Below are 16,727 nucleotides of genomic sequence, written 5' to 3'. Positions count from 1 at the left end.
CTTCTTTTTCTCTGCCCGGATTTTTCCCAAATCCCGACTCTATAGTATATTATGCGTCCCGGCGAAATATTCCTGTTTTTTCCTGTTCCGGCAGTCTTATTTATTGCAGCAGTTCACTTAATGCGGTAATTTATTTATTCCGGTAGATAATGTCATCTCTGCCCGGTCCGTTGCTGATCATTGTGATCGGATAGCCGATCTCCTTCTCTATGAACTCGATATAATTCCGGCAGTTTTCCGGAAGATCCTCGTACTTTCTGATACCGCGGATATCACACTTCCAGCCCGGAAGTTTCTTAAGAACCGGTTTTGCCTTCTCGAGAAGATGAGTCACCGGAAAATCTGTTGTCACTTTTCCGTCGATCTCATATCCCACACAGACCGGAATCTCATCCAGATATCCGAGTACGTCAAGAACCGTAAATGCAACGTCTGTGGTTCCCTGCATCCTGCATCCGTACTTGGAAGCCACACAGTCGAACCAGCCCATTCTTCTCGGGCGTCCTGTCGTTGCGCCGTACTCTCCGCCGTCTCCTCCGCGTTTTCTCAGCTCATCCGCCTCATCGCCGAAGATCTCGCTTACGAAAGCGCCTGCTCCAACCGCGCTGGAGTAAGCCTTGCATACGGTGATGATCTGCCTGATCTCGTACGGCGGGATTCCCGCGCCGATGGCTCCGTAGGCTGCCAGAGTAGACGAGGATGTCACCATCGGGTAGATGCCGTGATCCGGATCCTTCAGGGAACCGAGCTGTCCCTCAAGAAGGATATTCTTTCCTTCCTTCAGCGCATTGTAAAGGAACAGGGATACGTCGCATACATACGGCTCCACCATTTTTCTGTAGCTGACAAGTTCTTCATATAATTCATCAGGATTGATCAATGGTTTGTGGTAGAGATGCTCAAGCAGAACATTCTTCTGATCCGCCACCCTTACAACTTTCTCCTTCAGCAGATCATCATCAAAAAGTTCGCTCACCTGGAATCCGATCTTTGCATACTTGTCCGAGTAGAATGGTGCGATTCCCGACTTGGTGGAACCGAATGATTTTCCGCCCAGACGCTCCTCCTCATATGCATCGAAATTCTTGTGGTAGGACATTACCATCTGCGCTCTGTCGGACACGAGAAGTTTCGGCATCGGAACTCCGCGCTCCACAATGGACTGAACCTCCTTGAAGAGTCTCGGAATATCCAGTGCAACTCCGTTTCCGATCACACTGGTCGTATGGCCGTAAAATACTCCGGACGGAAGTGTGTGAAGCGCAAATTTGCCATAATCATTAACGATCGTATGGCCTGCATTTGCCCCGCCCTGAAAACGGACGATGATATCGGCTTCTTTTGCAAGCATGTCTGTGATCTTGCCCTTTCCTTCATCGCCCCAGTTTGCACCAACTACTGCTTTTACCATTTCAAACCCTCCTGCGTATCGTGCTTCTAAAGTTCACCGGCGGCATTCTTCAATGACCGCCTTAAGAATTATACTATAATTTTCCGGGGATGTAAAACGTTATTTCTTTTTTTGTTGTAATTGTGCGGAAAAAGTATTACAATAAAAAACAAATTCGGGATGTTCTCTTTTCTTCTGACGGGGACATCTTTTTACGGAAAGGAGACATTAGCTTTGAAAAAGTTTATTAAATGGTTTGGATTCCTTGCCGCTGCCGGAACCGCTGCAGGTGTGGTCGCCGCATATGTCCTGAAGAACAGAAGTGAGGACTCCGCCGAAAAAGAACCGGATCTTACCGAAGATGAAGACTACGATCTCGATGCCGACCTGCAGCCGGCCGCAGAACGGGAGTATGTTTCGCTCAACAGCAGACCCGGTGCCGCGGAAGAGACAGAAGACTCCGGGAATAAGGAAGACGCAGGGAATACAGAAGAATCCGACGGAGAAGAGGCCGCGGAGAATACAGAAGAGCCGGACGGGAAAGAAAACGCGGAATAGACCGCAGAGATCGGCGCTTTTACGCGCCGGGCAGACCGGAAAAGATATGGAACAGCCGGAATCAGGGGAGACATTCGCCCCTGATCCCGGCTGTTTTTATCACATTTCTCTATTCCTTACGGCTCCACGCTTCACCGAGCAGCGCCACCGCCTCGGCGATCTTCTGTTCACTCATATTCGCATACCCGAGCAGGATCACCGGATCCGGATTCTCCGGACGCGCATCCCTGACATAGTAGGAGGACAGGCCGTACACCCGTACTCCTTTCTCCTCCGCCCTTCGGATCAGATCGCTCTCCGTCCCCGAATCATGAAAATGCAGGAGCAGATGGACGCCCGCGTTCTCACCGGAAACTGCAAAATTTCCGTCCAGCTCTTTCAGGCACCCGAGAAGCGTGTCATGTCTGCTCTTATAGAGTGCTCTTGTCTTATTCAGATGACGCTCAAAGTATCCCTCTTCGATAAATTTCTGCAGAATAAGCTGGTCCACCTTTGACACAGTAGAGTTCAGGAAGCTGCAGCGTCTGCGGTAGACCTCGAGAATATGTTCCGGCAGAACGATATAGCTCATACGGATCGCCGGGGCGATGGATTTGGAAAACGTCCCCGTGTAGATCACTTTCCCGCTGCTGTCATAGCCCTGCAGTGCGGGGATCGGCTTTCCCTTATAGCGGAACTCGCTGTCGTAGTCATCCTCAATGATGTATCTGCCTTCCGCCTCGTCCGCCCAGCGCAGCATCTCCATTCTTCGCTTTACCGGCATGACGACTCCGAGGGGATACTGGTGGGAAGGCATCACAAAGGCAATGTCCGCCCCCGATTCCCGGAGCTTCTCCACATCCATTCCCCGCCGGTCCATATCCACCGTGCAGACGTCAAATGAAAGATTTTCAAAAAGCCGGTATGCCTGCCGGTAGGTGGGGTTCTCGAAGGCAATCCTGTGCCGGTTTCCGATCACCGTGGAGAGAAGCATCAGAATGTAATCATTTCCCGCACCCACGATAATCTGCTCCGGACGGCAGTTGACTCCCCGTGCCTGATGAAGATAGCTGCAGATAGCATTTCTCAGCCCATACTCTCCCTGGGGATCTCCCAGGCGGAACAGCTCCGCCCTGTCATCCACAAGACTCTCTTTCGACAGTTTTCGCCATGTATTATACGGAAAGCTGTTCAGATCCACTCCGTTGGGAGTAAAATCATAGCGGTAGTTCTTCCTGACCGCCTCTTCTTTCCGGGGCTCAGGCTTCTCCGCCGGACCAAGCCGGTAAAGTCCGTCAATCTCCGAGACAAAATATCCCCGGTATGGCCGGGACTCGATATACCCCTCCGACAAAAGCTGTTCGTAGGCCTGTTCCACCGTTGTCCGGCTCACCTCAAGATGCCGGCAGAGCGCCCGGGTAGAAGGCAGGCGCTCCCCGCTCTGAATCATTCCGCTGAGAATCTCGTTCTTGATATAAGCATAAATCTGCTCGTAAAGCGGTTTTCCGGAACCGGACTGCAGACTGATCGTCAGCTCCTGCATGGCAACACACTCCTTGCTGTTATTTCGGAAGCTTAAAGGAGCTCTTCAGAGATACGATCCGGTTGAATACCGGATTCTCATCGGTTGAATCCTTCGCATCCACGCAGTAATAACCGTTTCGTACAAACTGGAAACTGTCGTAGGCTTTCACCCCTTCGAGCGCCGGCTCCACATAGGCATCTCTGATAACGGTCAGAGAGTTGGGATTCAGGTTCAGAGAACCGTCCTCCTTGTTGTAGACGCCCTTCTCCTCGTCAATCAGGTTCTCGTACAGCCTTACTTCCGCTTTCTTCGCAAACGGCGCCGGTACCCAGTGGATCGTTCCCTTCACTTTTCTTCCGGTAAATCCGCTTCCCGCCTTTGTCTCCGGATCGTAGGTACAGTGCACTTCCGTGATCTTTCCGTTTTCATCTTTTACAAAGCTTACGCATTTCACAAAATATGCGTGCATCAGGCGCACTTCATTTCCCGGGAAAAGGCGGAAATACTTCTTCGGCGGCTCCTCCATGAAGTCGTCCCTCTCGATATAGAGCTCGCGGCAGAAAGGTATCTTCCTTGTACCCAGTTCCTCGTTCTCCAGATTGTTCGCCGCATCCAGGTACTCCACCTGTCCCTCCGGGTAGTTGTCAATCACCAGTTTAATCGGATCAAGGACAGCCATCATCCGGGATTTCTTCATCTTCAGATCCTCCCGGATACAGTACTCGAGCATGGCGTAATCCACAGAGCTCTGCGCTTTTGAGACCCCGCACATATCGATAAACATCTTGATGGACTCCGGCGTGAATCCTCTTCTGCGCAGCGCCGCAATGGATACCAGACGCGGATCGTCCCATCCGTCCACAATGCCATCCTCCACCAGTTTCTTGATATAACGCTTTCCGGTCACAACATTGGTGAGATACAGCTTGGCGAACTCGATCTGCCTTGGCGGGTTCTCGAACTCGCACTCCCGCACAACCCAGTCGTACAGCGGTCTGTGATCCTCGAACTCCAGCGTACAGATGGAGTGGGTGATTCCCTCGATGGCGTCCTCGATGGGGTGGGCGAAATCATACATCGGGTAGATGCACCACTTGTCACCTGTGTTGTGGTGCGTCATATGCGCCACGCGGTAGAGGATCGGGTCCCTCATATTGATATTCGGGGAAGCCATGTCGATCTTTGCGCGAAGCACTTTTTCTCCGTCTTTATACTTTCCGTCCTTCATGGCCTGGAAGAGCTCCAGGTTCTCCTCCACGGAACGGTTGCGGTAAGGGCTCTCCTTTCCCGGTTCTGTCAGTGTGCCCCGGTACTCTCTCATCTGCTCCGCCGTCAGGTCGCAGACGAAAGCCTTTCCTTTCCTGATAAGCTTTACCGCACACTCATACATCTGGTCAAAATAGTCGGATGCAAAATACAGATGCTCTCCCCAGTCTGCGCCGAGCCACTGAATATCTTCCTTGATCGAGTCCACGAACTCCATCTTCTCCTTGGTCGGATTCGTGTCGTCAAAACGCATGTGGAAAGTTCCGCCATACTCCTGTGCCAGTCCGTAGTTCAAAAGGATGGACTTGGCATGTCCGATGTGGAGATACCCGTTGGGCTCCGGCGGGAATCGTGTACACACATGGTCATACACCCCCTCCGCAAGGTCCTTGTCAATCTCCAGCTCTATAAAATTCTTTGAAACATTCTCGTTTTCCATCTTCTCACCTCGTTTTTCTTCATTCACAGGCTTTATCTTACCATAAAATGTATCCGACCACAAGGCAATGGGATATAATGTTTTTTAAGAAAACAATGAACCTTTCCTGCTTTTGGGGTGTATATGTATGTGAAAGGAGGGACAGGGAATGATCGATCAGTATATCAGACAATACGGGAAACGGCTCTACGGCCTGTGCCTGACGCTGTGTGCCGATCCTTATGAGGCGGAAGACCTCTATCAGGAGACCTGGCTGAAAGCCCTGAAGAATCTGTCCCGGTATGACCCGGCAAGAGAGTTTGAGCCCTGGCTTACAAAAATCTGTGTCAATACATACCGCAACACGCTGCGGCGCATCGCCAGGAGCCCGCTTCTCGCCTTTCGGGACACTGCGGAAAAGGATGCCTTCCTTCACGCTGTCCCTGCTCCGGAGCAGAAAGATTATGAACCGCTCTATGAGGCGGTGCGCACCCTGCCGGAAAAACTGAAGCTGGCGGTAATCCTCTTCTATTTTGAAGACATGGATATCCGCTCGGCGGCAGAGGTACTTGGCATACCGCCCGGGACCGTAAAATCCCGGCTGAACAAAGCGCGCAGTATATTAAAGGAGGTGCTTCGAGATGAAACAGATCTGCAATTTTGAACAGCATGACCCGCCGGCACTCAATGAAAATATGCTGCGGGCAGAACTTGAGAGACGTGCTCTGAAAAGACAGACCACACTGGCTGCACTGGCGGGAATTCTCTCCCAGACTGCCATGCTGGTGCTCGGCATACTGGCACTGCCGTATATGCCTGTGGTCTCGGTCTTCTGTTTCGGTTATGTGACCGTGACAATAACCGGAAGTGCGGTTCTCGCAATCCTGTGTACAAGAAAAGGAGGAAATGATCTATGGCTCTTGCTTCAATAACTGTTCTTATCATTTTTGCCATCGCCCTGGTCATCCCGGTACTCATCGGAGTCTATGTATTCCGGGACGCGTCCTCCCGCGGCATGAACGCGGTGCTCTGGACGCTGATCGCGGTGATCGCCCCGTCGCTGATCGGCTTTATCATCTATCTTCTGGTGCGGGGCAATTATTCCAACTTAAAGTGCGGCTCCTGCGGCGCTGATATCCGGGAGGATTTCGTGATCTGCCCTGTCTGCGGCGCAAAGTTGAAGCCCACTTGCCCAAGCTGCTCCTTCCCGGTGGCCCCCGGATGGAAGGTGTGCCCCAGATGTGCGGCTCCTCTTCCTGAGGCTCAGAACGATATTGTCACACCGGTGAAAAGAAAGGACCGGACGCTCTGGAAAATCCTGGCGGCAGTGATCCTGATCCCCGTCATTCTGATTATTTTTGCCTTCGTTGCATTTTCATCCTTTCACTCTGAAAGTGCAGGCGCCAGCGTCACAACGCTCCCGGCAGACGATTATATCCAGGAGACCGGATACTCCCAGGTGGAGGACTGGCTTGACAGTCTGACTCTGGATTACGATGAGGCAGGCGTACTCCGCTACGAGGAGAAAAACGGCGATGAGACTACCGTGCAGTTTCTGATCTACATGCCGGCTCTTGAAGAATTTCCGGATATCTCCGTCACTCCGGGGAGCGGTTTCTTCGGGAACAGGCTGCAACTGGATATCTCTTCATCCGGAGAAAGCGGCGGGAATACGCTGATCCTCGCAAGCTGTGAGAGCAAACGGGCAGCAGTTCTTGAACTCGTATACGGCGGTTCAAAGACAGACTGCCAGGTTACAGACGTAGATTATCCGCTTGATTTTCTGAACACGCCGGATGGGAATACAGACATTGCGCCATAATTCCGAAAAAAGCGCCGGAAAAAGCCCCGGGCGGAAAGTTTTACAGGAACTTTCCGCCCGGGGCTTTTTCTGCAGTTCAGCTAAAGAGCGCCCGTCACTGTACTTCTTCCACCCGCTGCCGCAGCAGTTCCATAGCCTGAACGATAATCGCGGCATGGTCTACAGCGATGACACCGCCATCGATTACCCGGTACTTTCTCTCCCGGATCAGGCCTTTCCGCTCCTTTTTCTCAACCAGAGCCCTGGTGTGAATCTGCCTGTCTTCGTTATCCACCCGGAGAACATACTGCTTCACACCCCATTCCGGCGACTCCTTTTCTGCTTCTTCCGTACAGGTCACGGTACACCAGGCTGCATCTGCCGCATCATCTCCCGCCTTTACTTTCACGTTCTTCTCATCCGTCAGCGCCATATAGGCAGTGGTAATCACCCGGGCACGGGGGTCTCTGTCATAATCTCCATAGCAGGCAAACTGTTCCACGGGAATCCCCTCCACGCCGGTTTCCTCCTCCAGTTCCCTGCGGGCCGTATCGTCCAGATTCTCCCGGAGATTGGCGAATCCTCCCGGAAGAGCCCAGAAGCCTATGCTCGGATGATTGCTCCGCTTTACAAGAAGTACTTTTAACCCTTTGAGGTCTTTCTCCACCCTGTCCCTATACGAGAAAACCACGGTATCGGTCGTTGCGCTGGGATTCTTATATTTGTACGGATCGTACGCCTCCAGAAATTCTTCCAGAGTCTGTCCCTCCCTGTTCTTTTCTCCTGTCCCGTAAAACCTTGAAATATCTTCTAAAAATGCCGGCATAAATCATTAACTCCTTCTGTCTGTCATCTCCCGCCCCGGCTCAGCCTGTGCCGCCGTACAGCTACCCTGTAACAGCATGTTCCACATGCCTCCAGTCCGCCGACGGGTCATTTTCAAAATATTTTGCAACACTTGCGATCAGCGCCGCAAAGTACACGCACATCCGCGGATCAATATCCGGATTGTTGTCCCGCAGGTCATAGTCCTGCACGCCGATCAGCATCATGTGGGATGCCTCCCAGTCCCGCTCGAGCACCGGAAGGAAATCATCGATATCATCCTCATCATTTCCCACACAGAAAAAAATCTCAATATTGTTCTTCATCGTGTCAAAGCACCGGTAAAAATATGGGAGGTGTCCCTTCTCTGTCTCCCGTATAAATTCCGTCAGCTTCTCCAGGTCGTCGCGCATCGTCCTTAATTCTTTTTTTCCGATTTTCATAGGCCTTTCCTCTTGCCCGCGCCTCGAAAATACCACCAAGTCCTATCAGTATAGCATACTTGTATATACCGGGTCGAAAATGTCTGCATTTGAAGCAAAAATCTCTTGACAAGTCCTATATGAATAGTGTATATTAATCAAGGCGCACAAATGATGCGCAGATAAATAAGCTACCTTGGCGCAGTCGGTAGCGCGCATCCTTGGTAAGGATGAGGTCGGCGGTTCAAGTCCGCTAGGTAGCTTTTTAAAAACTTCTGAGATCGCAGATTTCAGAAGTTTTTTGTTTTTCTACGGTATTTCTGCTCTTTTACAGTGTATCCGAATCAAGCAGAACTGTGAACGGTCCGTCGTTAACCAGACTCACCTTCATATCCGCCCCGAATCTCCCGGTCTGCACCACGGGAACACTCTCCCGGCACTTACGGATGATATATTCGTAGAGAGCGTTCGCCTTATCCGGCTTCCCCGCTTCAATAAAGCTTGGCCGGTTGCCTTTCCTGCAGTTTGCATAGAGGGTAAACTGGGATACGAGAAGCAGGCCTCCCTCCACATCGGCAAGTGAAAGGTTTGTCTTACCTTCCGCATCTTCAAAAATGCGGAGCCCGATCATCTTTTTTACCATTTTATCGGCCACTGCCTCCGTGTCAGAATCCGACACCCCGATCAGCACCAGATACCCTTTCCCGATCTCTCCTGCTGTCTCCCCGCCGATCTGTACCGCAGCTTCGGTCACTCTCTGTATTACAAATCTCATGGTCTTTTTTCCTCCTGAACCTTTTTCCCTTTTTCTCCCACACGCAGCTGGATCAGTAACAGTGATGCCACCAGAAGCGGAATACTCTGGAGGATCAGCATCACCTGTCCGTACTGAGGGATAAACGTGCTCTCAAGCTCCACGAGCACTGTCCCGAACAGATTGAACAGGAAGTGCAGGAACATGGGAGCGAGAAGACTTTCGTAACGGTCTGCCAGATATCCCAGAAGGAACCCCATAACAACCGCATAGATCCCCTGAACCAGATTCTGGTGATAGATGCCGAAGCAGACTGCCTGGATCAGATTCGCCAGGATGAATCCCGCTCCTGCCCGCCTCAGATATCCGAGGATCAGCCCCCGGAAGATGATCTCTTCCGTAACCGGCGGAAGGATCAGGGTTCCCACGAACCAGAGCAGAGAATAATTGTTCATTCCGCTCACCTCGATCATCTGCGTATATTCATTCATGGCATTTGGAGCGAGCGCCGCAACCAGCATCATGATAAGCGATGTGGCATGCTGTGCCGCAAACGCAAGAAGAAGCATCCACACAAAGGACAGGGGACTGAACTGCGCCACACTGCCGCGGGCATAGCTCTTCATTCCTGTCTTCTGAACAAAGGCAAAGTAATACCACAGGCCGAATACAGACAGCACGATCAGATATACCAGCACGCTGTACAGATTCATGTTATCCATCAGATAGCTGTATACCCTCCCGGCTCCGTTCATTCCCTGCAGCAGGACAGCCGCAAGTGATATTCCGAAAGTAAGCACGCCGGCAGCCAGATACATCAAAAGCATGGTAAGACCGAATACCAGCAAAGCCAGCAAATAGTTGAATTTTCCTGTTGATTTCCGTGTCATATTTCATTTCTCCTGGTCTGTATTAATCCGGGCTTTGCAGCATCTTCTCCGCCTTGCCCCTTATCCTCTGAAGCGCGTTGTCTATGGACTTCGGGCTCTTTCCCAGAAGCTCCGCAATGGTCCGGTAATCCGTGCCCATCAGGTGCAGATAAAGCACATGATTTTCAAGAGGGCTTAAGCTGTCCTTGAGCTGTTCCACAAACGCTTCCGTATACTCTCTGCTGAAATACAGTTTCTCCGGGTCATTCTCCTGGGGCGGTTCGATCGTATCGATCAGCGGGGTCTTCCTGCCGTCGTCCGCGGAGGTATCGCTCTCCTCATAGAGAGAAACGTAGGAATTCAGCGGGAGATGCTTCTTCCTTTTTGACATCTCGATGGCCGAATACATCTGCCTGGAGACGCACAGTTCCGCAAAGCTGGAAAAAGAGGTCCCCTGGGAAAGATCGTAATCCCTCACCGCTTTGATCAGCCCGATCATGCCCTCCTGGATCAGGTCGTCGTTATCGCCCCCGATCAGGTACATGGCACGCGCCTTCCTCTTCACCATGGACTTGTATTTCACCATAATATAGTCCATCACATTCCGGTCCCCTTCCCGCAGTTTCCGGATCAGTTGCTCATCTGTCAGTCTTTCATATTTTCCCATCTGGTTCTCCCTGCTATCGCCTTCCATCCGGCGTTTATTTCCTCCCGAGCCGCTGTCTGACGATCTCATATGCCAGGACACCTGCTGCCACCGATGCGTTCAGGGATGTGATTTCGCCCTTCATGGGGATTCCTGCGATAAAATCGCAGTTTTCTTTCACAAGCCTTCCCACGCCCTCTCCTTCGCTTCCGATCACCAGACCGATCGGGCCGGTCAGATTCAGGTCATACATGGATGTCCCGTCCATGTCCGCACAGACAAACCAGATGCCTCTCTTCTTCAGGTCCTCCATAGTCTTTACCAGATTTGTCACCTTGGCCACCGGGGTATAATTGAGCGCTCCGGCAGAAGTCTTTGCCACAGTCGCCGTAAGTCCCGCCGCCCGGCGCTTCGGGATGATGACGCCGTGGGCTCCTGCTATGTTTGCCGTCCGGATGATGGCTCCCAGGTTATGGGGATCCTCGATATTATCCAGCAGAATCAGGAAAGGATCTTCCCCCCGCTCTTCGGCCAGCCGGAGCATGTCCTCCACATCCGCATAGTCATAGGCGGCCGCAAATGCAATCACCCCCTGGTGCTTTCCCGTCTCTGAAAGGTGGTCCAGACGTTCCCGGCCCACGAAATTGAGAATGGTGCCATGCTTCTTCGCCTCTCTTACAATCGTCCGCACCGGGCCGTCCTGACAGCCGTCAAGCACAAAAAGCTTGTCGATGGTGCGCCCGGAACGAAACGCTTCGAGAACGGCGTTCCTGCCCTCAATCGTGAGGGTGTGTTCCATCCGGCCGTTCTCCTCCTCTCTTCTGCTTTCGCTGTTTCCTTTTGTATACTGATCCATTTTCCACTCCCTGCCGTATCACTTATTTTTCTTGTTTTCCCGGTTCCTTCTCCGCGTCCTCCATGCTTTTCAGACCGATGGAGACCAGCTCCGTCAGCCGGGCATACTCCCGGCGAAGATACAGATAGCCGATCAGCGCCTCGAACCCTGTGGCGCGCCGGTAGTCTGTAATCGACTGGTTTTTCGCGGGAGTCACACTTCTCGTGTTTCTCCCCCTGCGGTAAATCACATGTTCCTCCTCCGTCAGATGTTCCTGAATGGCGCGCATCATAAAGGACTGGGAAGACGCCTGCACGTAATGGCTTGTCTCCTCATGGAGCCTGTGTACCTGACGGTTTCCGCGGCTTATCACCAGAGACTTGATAATCAGGTCAAACACGCAGTCCCCGATAAAGGCAAGCGCCAGAGGGGAATAGGTCTTTACATCCGTCTTCCCCATACCGGGCATATTCTCTATATAATGTTCCAGGCCAAATTCTACGCTCTTTTCCATTTTACTCCTTCCCGTGTATCTTCCAGGATAATCCCCTTTTCCAGCAGCTCGTCACGAATCCGGTCCGCAGTTGCGAAGTCTTTCGCCTTTCTCGCCGCCTGTCTCTCCTCGATCAGAGCCTCAATATCCGCGTCCAGGATCTCTTCCTTCCGCTCGATGATGATTCCAAGCACGTCTGTCAGCTTTTTCATCTGCGCATAGAGGGCATTCAGATACCCCTTTGAACTGTCGGATCCTGCTGTTGTATTGATGAACTTCACCAGGTCGAATACCGCAGCGATGGCGTCTGCTGTATTGAAGTCGTCCTCCATCGCCTTCTCGAAGCTGCCTGTAAATGCAGCCGCTTTCTCCAGATTTTCCTTCTCTTCCTCAGTCAGGCTGTCTGTCCCGGCATTTCCCAGAAGGAATTTCAGATTTTCCGCAGCCGTCACAATTCTCTCAAGACCGCTCTTTGCCGCTTCCATCAGCTCAGCGCTGAAATTCAGCGGGCTTCTGTAGTGGGCGCTGAGCATAAAGAAACGGAGCACCTGGAGATCGTACTTCTCGCTGATCTCCCTTACAGTGAAGAAGTTTCCGAGGGATTTGGACATCTTCCGGTTGTCAATGTTGAGGAAACCGTTGTGCATCCAGTATTTTGCAAACTCCTTGCCGTTTGCAGCCTCGCTCTGCGCGATCTCATTCTCGTGGTGGGGGAAGATCAGATCTTCTCCTCCCGCATGGATGTCAATCTGCTCACCCAGATATTTCTTGGACATCTCCGAACACTCGATATGCCATCCCGGGCGTCCTTCGCTCCAGGGTGACTGCCACGCAGGTTCCCCCTCCTTCTTCGGCTTCCAGAGCACAAAGTCAAGAGGATCTTCCTTCTCGTCCTCACCGGTCACAAGAAGCGTCCTTCCCCCGGACTGCAGATCGTCCAGATTCTTGTGCGAGAGCTTCCCGTAGTCTTTGAATTTCCTCGTGCGGTAATAGACCGTTCCGTTCTTCTCATAGGCATATCCCTTGTCGATCAGCGTTTTGATCATCTCGATCATGCCTCCGATCTCCTCCGTAGCAAGGGGATTCTTTGTAGCCGGCTCAATGTTCATGCCCTCCATATCCTTTTTGCACTCCGCGATATACCGCTTGGAAATCTCGTCGGCGGACACGCCCTCCTCGTTGGCCTTTTTGATGATCTTGTCGTCCACATCCGTAAAATTGGATACGAAATTCACATCGTAGCCCTTGTACTCGAAATATCTTCTGACCGTGTCGAAAACGATCATCGGACGCGCATTACCGATATGAATCAGGTTGTATACGGTAGGCCCGCACACATACATCTTGACCTTTCCCTCCTCAAGCGGGACGAATTCTTCTTTTTTCTTTGACATTGTATTATAAATTTTCACTGTTTTCTCCTCCTTTTTCATTCTTCTGCAGGCATTCCACCTTTTCAAGCAGGCCGCGCAGCTCCTCATGGAGCCGGATATTCTCCTGCTGAAGCTCCCGGATATCGTTGAGCACTGGATCCGGCAGATGCACCTGGTCCATGTCCAGTCTTGGAATCTTCTTATTGTTCATGCGCACGATACGCCCCGGCACGCCCACCACAGTACAGTTGGGCGGCACTTCCTCAAGGACTACCGAACCCGCGCCGATCTTCGAGTTCTCCCCGATTGTAAAAGAGCCGAGAATCTTGGCGCCGGCGCTCACCATCACATTGTCCTCCAGGGTGGGATGACGTTTCCCTTTCTCTTTCCCGGTTCCTCCCAGAGTCACGCCCTGATAGAGAGTCACATTGTCTCCGATGATGGCGGTCTCTCCGATGATCACGCCGCTTCCATGGTCAATGAAGAGTCCCTTGCCGATAGTGGCTCCGGGATGGATCTCGATTCCCGTTTTGCGGACTCCCCTCTGGGAAATCCACCGTGCAAGGAAGTAATGCCCTTTCAGATACAGCTTATGCGCCACGCGGTAGCGGAGTATCACCTTAAAACTCGGGTAGAGAAATACTTCCATATTCGACTTGATTGCCGGATCCCGCTCACGGATCACCTGCATCTCTTCTTTAATATAAGATATAATGCCCATTTTTCCTCCTTCTGTACATCTGTCGCGGAAAATAATATTACGGGTGTATGCCGCACATAAGAAGAAAACTCCGCCTCCTGTTAGAGACGAAGTTTTCCGCGGTTCCACTCTAATAAAAGAATCTCTTCTCTTTCCGCAAAAGAGACGCTGTTCTTTCCCTTACATGCATGTAACGTATGCCAGACGTACGCCGCTACTCTTCCTTTCACAGCGTCGGCTCCCGGATGCACTTCACTGATCCTCTGTTCACAGGAACGTTTTCAGCCGGTGACGTTCCCTCTCTGTGTGCGTCGTATCAGTTACTCTTTCCGCTCACTGCCTTTTCTCTGATTCAGACATATACTTATATTATTCAAGTTTGGCCGTTTTGTCAACAAAGACTTTTCCCCGCTGTCTCACTGACTTTTCCCATAACGTCCCACTGACCGGAGAACTTCCCGGCCCCGGAGGCGGAAAGCTCAGACAGCTCCCGGGAAAAGGGCGCCCTCGATATAGGTCAGATCCGCCTCGGAGATGGTGTAAACATTGTCCTCATCCCGTGTGACATTGACCTGAACCTCCTGGGTGTCTCCATATTCGCAGGATGAGACGGCGTCATTGAGATACCCGTTCAGAGAGGCAATGTATTTTGTCTCGTCGTATGTCCCGTCGGCAACCGCCTGCTCTGCCCTGGCAGTCATCTCTTCTTCCAGATTGGCGAAGATCATGCAGGGCTGTACTTCCACAGTTACCACATAGTTGCCGTCCTTCTCCACGCTTCCGGTCACCTCGTATTTTGCCAGTTTATATACATTGACAATAGCGTCGGAATATGCCTGTTTGTCTTCCTCGGAAGTCACGGTATCCCCGAGGAAAGCCTCATCGACCGTGGACTGAAAATCCCCTTCCAGATCCGATTTTGCCTCGTCCGCACTGATGCCGACCATGTCCGCATAGGCATCGTACTCCCTCATGTAGAGAGCGTCCAGACAGGCTTTCACATATCCCTCCGCATCAAAATCCCGGGCGCAGCCACACAGCATGGCAAGCGTCATAAAAGCAGTGAAAATAACTGCCGCAGTTTTTCTGACAGTACCTTTCATAAACCTTTTCCTCCTCACAGCTGTTTCTTTACATCACACAACTTCGTTTAAAAATACCTTTGTCAGCTTCCGGATCTTTCCCAGCTCCGCCTCCAGTCTCCCGGAAAGGATCACGCCTTCCCTTCCTTTTAATTCTCCGGGGCGGACTCTTCCGAACAGCAGCTCTGTCAGTTCAGCGACCGGGAGAACCCCCTCGGAATCCTCGGTCTCACGCACATGGACCGCTTCTTCCTCTTTGCCGCTCTCCAGCTTCCACCCCCGGCTGTTCCGTGGAATAACCGGATCAATTACCGCAAACGAACAGCTCATTTCCGTACCCTCCGGCACTTTAAGCGCTTCCAGAAATGTGCGCAGACAGACAATCCTTGCCATAATGACCGGCTTTGTCTCCCTCCTGCCGGCAGATTCGGAATCACAGAGGCTGTCCCCGTAGACAGGAATGGACTCCTGACCGTCCTGCGCAAGGTCTTTGAGAGCCGACCGCATCGCCTCCCCGCAGCCGTCCAGGCAGAGGGGTTCCCGGATCTCTGTCGCCTCTTCCCTGGCATATGCGGCCATGCCAACGATCCTGCCATCCTTCTTCAGCAGACGCACGCCGCCTCTCTCACTTTGCTGCTCCATAATCATGGTCTGGTAATACCCGGCATCCCGCACCGCATACACCTGCCATCTGTCCTCAAAGCCATCGTGGAAAAACTGTGCCATCGCCTCTGCATCCCACAGCCCCGCATCTGCCGTCTGGTAAGACGCATCGCAGGGTGCGGCAGCACCCCCACCCTCTCTTTGCAGGTTTCCCTTCACCTGATCGTAGATGAACCGGAAATCATAGGGCGTATAAATCGCCTCCGCCGCAGGCATGAGAAAAGTGAAGGGAATCTTCTGTCCGAACATGTCATTCAGCGACCGGATGAGAAGCGCCCGCATATATCCTCTGCTGCGGTATTCCTTCTCTGTCGCAACCGCTATAATATAATTGCCCGGAAACGTCTGCCCCTCAATCCGGATCTGGTAGGGATTGAGCTGCAGCATGGAGACAATCTTCTCATCTTCCTCGATCACATAGATCTGGTTGCTGCGTGTCTTGATAAAATAGTAGTAGTCCAGGAATGCTTTCGTATCTTCCGGGAAAACCTTTTCCCACAGTTCTCTTGTCTTCCCATGTTCCTCTGTATTCAGCAGGCGCAGCTTCATGACTCTTCCTCCCCGGACGCCATGGAGGCACAGCACCCGCCGCAGCCCGGCATTGTGCCGGAATCTGTCACATCCACACTTGCATAGTTGGTGAACTTCTCAAGCAGGCACACCGCCTGGGAGGAGATCCCTTCCCCGGATCCGGTAAATCCAAGTCCCTCCTCTGTAGTCGCCTTTACATTCACCTGATCTGTCCCGATGTGAAGCGTCTCCGCAATATTCTCCCGCATCCGGTCTATATAGGGGCGCATCTTCGGACGCTGGGCGATAATGGTGGCATCGATATTTTCAACGATATATCCCTTCTCATCCAGAAGTGCTCCCACATGCTCCAGAAGCCTGATACTGGAAATCCCCTTATATGCCGGATCCGTATCCGGAAAATGCTTTCCGATATCTCCCAGCGCCGCTGCGCCAAGGAGTGCGTCCATGATGGCGTGCAGCAGCACATCTGCATCCGAATGTCCCAGAAGCCCCTTCTCATAAGGAATCTCCACGCCTCCCAGGATCAGTTTCCGGTTATCTGTCAGTTTGTGAACGTCATATCCCATACCGACACGCATTTGCATCTCTCCTCTC

General features: G+C 52.1%; 19 protein-coding genes, 1 tRNA gene and 1 other annotated feature. Of the genes, 5 read left to right on the top strand and 15 right to left on the bottom strand.

Annotated elements, in window-relative coordinates; translation table 11 throughout:
* Positions 1-130 precede the first annotated feature (130 nt).
* The gene (locus tag B5F07_RS04695; RefSeq protein ID WP_087160123.1) at positions 131-1,411 is read right to left on the bottom strand and encodes an adenylosuccinate synthase; all 1,281 of its coding nucleotides are present in this window, start codon (positions 1,409-1,411) and stop codon (positions 131-133) included.
* A gap of 213 nt (positions 1,412-1,624) precedes the next feature.
* Here B5F07_RS04695 and B5F07_RS22790 point away from each other — a divergent pair, with 213 nt between their 5' ends.
* Positions 1,625-1,948 carry a hypothetical protein gene (locus tag B5F07_RS22790; RefSeq protein ID WP_191404033.1) on the top strand — a complete coding sequence of 108 codons (324 nt, stop codon included), beginning with the start codon at positions 1,625-1,627 and terminating at the stop codon, positions 1,946-1,948.
* A gap of 109 nt (positions 1,949-2,057) precedes the next feature.
* Here the strand turns inward: B5F07_RS22790 and pdxR are convergent, their stop codons facing one another.
* Both pdxR and B5F07_RS04680 read right to left on the bottom strand, forming a co-directional pair.
* Positions 2,058-3,470, bottom strand: a complete 1,413-nt coding sequence (gene pdxR / locus B5F07_RS04685; protein WP_087160122.1) for a MocR-like pyridoxine biosynthesis transcription factor PdxR — start codon at positions 3,468-3,470, stop codon at positions 2,058-2,060.
* Positions 3,471-3,489: 19 nt separating this feature from the next.
* Positions 3,490-5,157 (bottom strand): glutamine--tRNA ligase/YqeY domain fusion protein, encoded by a 1,668-nt coding sequence (locus tag B5F07_RS04680; protein ID WP_087160121.1) that lies wholly within the window; start codon positions 5,155-5,157, stop codon positions 3,490-3,492.
* Positions 5,158-5,305: 148 nt separating this feature from the next.
* Here B5F07_RS04680 and B5F07_RS04675 point away from each other — a divergent pair, with 148 nt between their 5' ends.
* Genes B5F07_RS04675 through B5F07_RS04665 form a run of 3 tightly spaced genes read left to right on the top strand, consistent with a single transcriptional unit; the run spans position 5,306 to position 6,958 of the window.
* The gene (locus tag B5F07_RS04675; RefSeq protein ID WP_087160120.1) at positions 5,306-5,800 is read left to right on the top strand and encodes an RNA polymerase sigma factor; all 495 of its coding nucleotides are present in this window, start codon (positions 5,306-5,308) and stop codon (positions 5,798-5,800) included.
* A complete protein-coding gene (locus tag B5F07_RS04670; protein ID WP_087160119.1) occupies positions 5,778-6,068 on the top strand; it encodes a hypothetical protein in 291 nt (96 codons plus the stop codon). The genes B5F07_RS04675 and B5F07_RS04670 overlap by 23 nt, the downstream gene beginning before the upstream one ends.
* Positions 6,050-6,958 carry a zinc ribbon domain-containing protein gene (locus tag B5F07_RS04665; RefSeq protein WP_087160118.1) on the top strand — a complete coding sequence of 303 codons (909 nt, stop codon included), beginning with the start codon at positions 6,050-6,052 and terminating at the stop codon, positions 6,956-6,958. Before B5F07_RS04670 ends, B5F07_RS04665 begins: the two co-directional genes overlap by 19 nt.
* A gap of 94 nt (positions 6,959-7,052) precedes the next feature.
* Here the strand turns inward: B5F07_RS04665 and B5F07_RS04660 are convergent, their stop codons facing one another.
* Positions 7,053-7,763 (bottom strand): NUDIX domain-containing protein, encoded by a 711-nt coding sequence (locus B5F07_RS04660; RefSeq protein ID WP_087160117.1) that lies wholly within the window; start codon positions 7,761-7,763, stop codon positions 7,053-7,055.
* A gap of 61 nt (positions 7,764-7,824) precedes the next feature.
* Positions 7,825-8,205: a hypothetical protein gene (locus B5F07_RS04655; protein WP_087160116.1), complete on the bottom strand. Its 381-nt coding sequence runs from the start codon at positions 8,203-8,205 to the stop codon at positions 7,825-7,827.
* Between the two features lie 169 nt (positions 8,206-8,374).
* Here B5F07_RS04655 and B5F07_RS04650 point away from each other — a divergent pair.
* A tRNA-Thr gene (locus B5F07_RS04650) sits at positions 8,375-8,447 on the top strand.
* Positions 8,448-8,512: 65 nt separating this feature from the next.
* Here B5F07_RS04650 and dtd read toward each other — a convergent pair.
* From dtd to ispF, 10 genes are all read right to left on the bottom strand, one after another.
* A complete protein-coding gene (dtd, locus tag B5F07_RS04645) occupies positions 8,513-8,959 on the bottom strand; it encodes a D-aminoacyl-tRNA deacylase (RefSeq protein ID WP_087160115.1) in 447 nt (148 codons plus the stop codon).
* Positions 8,956-9,828 carry a CPBP family intramembrane glutamic endopeptidase gene (locus B5F07_RS04640; protein ID WP_087160114.1) on the bottom strand — a complete coding sequence of 291 codons (873 nt, stop codon included), beginning with the start codon at positions 9,826-9,828 and terminating at the stop codon, positions 8,956-8,958. The genes dtd and B5F07_RS04640 overlap by 4 nt, the downstream gene beginning before the upstream one ends.
* Before the next feature lie 22 nt (positions 9,829-9,850).
* Entirely contained in the window at positions 9,851-10,501 is a 651-nt protein-coding gene (gene sigH / locus B5F07_RS04635; RefSeq protein WP_275533108.1) for an RNA polymerase sporulation sigma factor SigH, read from the bottom strand.
* A gap of 7 nt (positions 10,502-10,508) precedes the next feature.
* Positions 10,509-11,252 carry a 23S rRNA (guanosine(2251)-2'-O)-methyltransferase RlmB gene (gene rlmB / locus B5F07_RS04630; RefSeq protein WP_087160202.1) on the bottom strand — a complete coding sequence of 248 codons (744 nt, stop codon included), beginning with the start codon at positions 11,250-11,252 and terminating at the stop codon, positions 10,509-10,511.
* Between the two features lie 79 nt (positions 11,253-11,331).
* Entirely contained in the window at positions 11,332-11,802 is a 471-nt protein-coding gene (locus B5F07_RS04625) for a Mini-ribonuclease 3 (RefSeq protein ID WP_087160113.1), read from the bottom strand.
* Positions 11,787-13,193 carry a cysteine--tRNA ligase gene (gene cysS, locus B5F07_RS04620; RefSeq protein WP_087160201.1) on the bottom strand — a complete coding sequence of 469 codons (1,407 nt, stop codon included), beginning with the start codon at positions 13,191-13,193 and terminating at the stop codon, positions 11,787-11,789. The genes B5F07_RS04625 and cysS overlap by 16 nt, the downstream gene beginning before the upstream one ends.
* Positions 13,180-13,875, bottom strand: coding sequence for a serine O-acetyltransferase EpsC (gene epsC / locus B5F07_RS04615; RefSeq protein ID WP_087160112.1), 696 nt, complete (start codon positions 13,873-13,875; stop codon positions 13,180-13,182). The genes cysS and epsC overlap by 14 nt, the downstream gene beginning before the upstream one ends.
* A gap of 79 nt (positions 13,876-13,954) precedes the next feature.
* Positions 13,955-14,200 (bottom strand) — a binding site (T-box leader).
* Between the two features lie 133 nt (positions 14,201-14,333).
* Positions 14,334-14,957 (bottom strand): hypothetical protein, encoded by a 624-nt coding sequence (locus B5F07_RS04610; RefSeq protein WP_087160111.1) that lies wholly within the window; start codon positions 14,955-14,957, stop codon positions 14,334-14,336.
* A gap of 33 nt (positions 14,958-14,990) precedes the next feature.
* Positions 14,991-16,148, bottom strand: a complete 1,158-nt coding sequence (locus B5F07_RS04605) for a GNAT family N-acetyltransferase (protein ID WP_087160110.1) — start codon at positions 16,146-16,148, stop codon at positions 14,991-14,993.
* Positions 16,145-16,711 (bottom strand): 2-C-methyl-D-erythritol 2,4-cyclodiphosphate synthase, encoded by a 567-nt coding sequence (ispF, locus tag B5F07_RS04600; RefSeq protein WP_087160109.1) that lies wholly within the window; start codon positions 16,709-16,711, stop codon positions 16,145-16,147. Before ispF ends, B5F07_RS04605 begins: the two co-directional genes overlap by 4 nt.
* Positions 16,712-16,727 lie beyond the last annotated feature (16 nt).

Source organism: Lachnoclostridium sp. An169, assembly GCF_002160525.1.
Taxonomy (GTDB): domain Bacteria; phylum Bacillota; class Clostridia; order Lachnospirales; family Lachnospiraceae; genus Mediterraneibacter; species Mediterraneibacter cottocaccae.
This window is presented reverse-complemented; position numbering and strand designations above follow the sequence as displayed.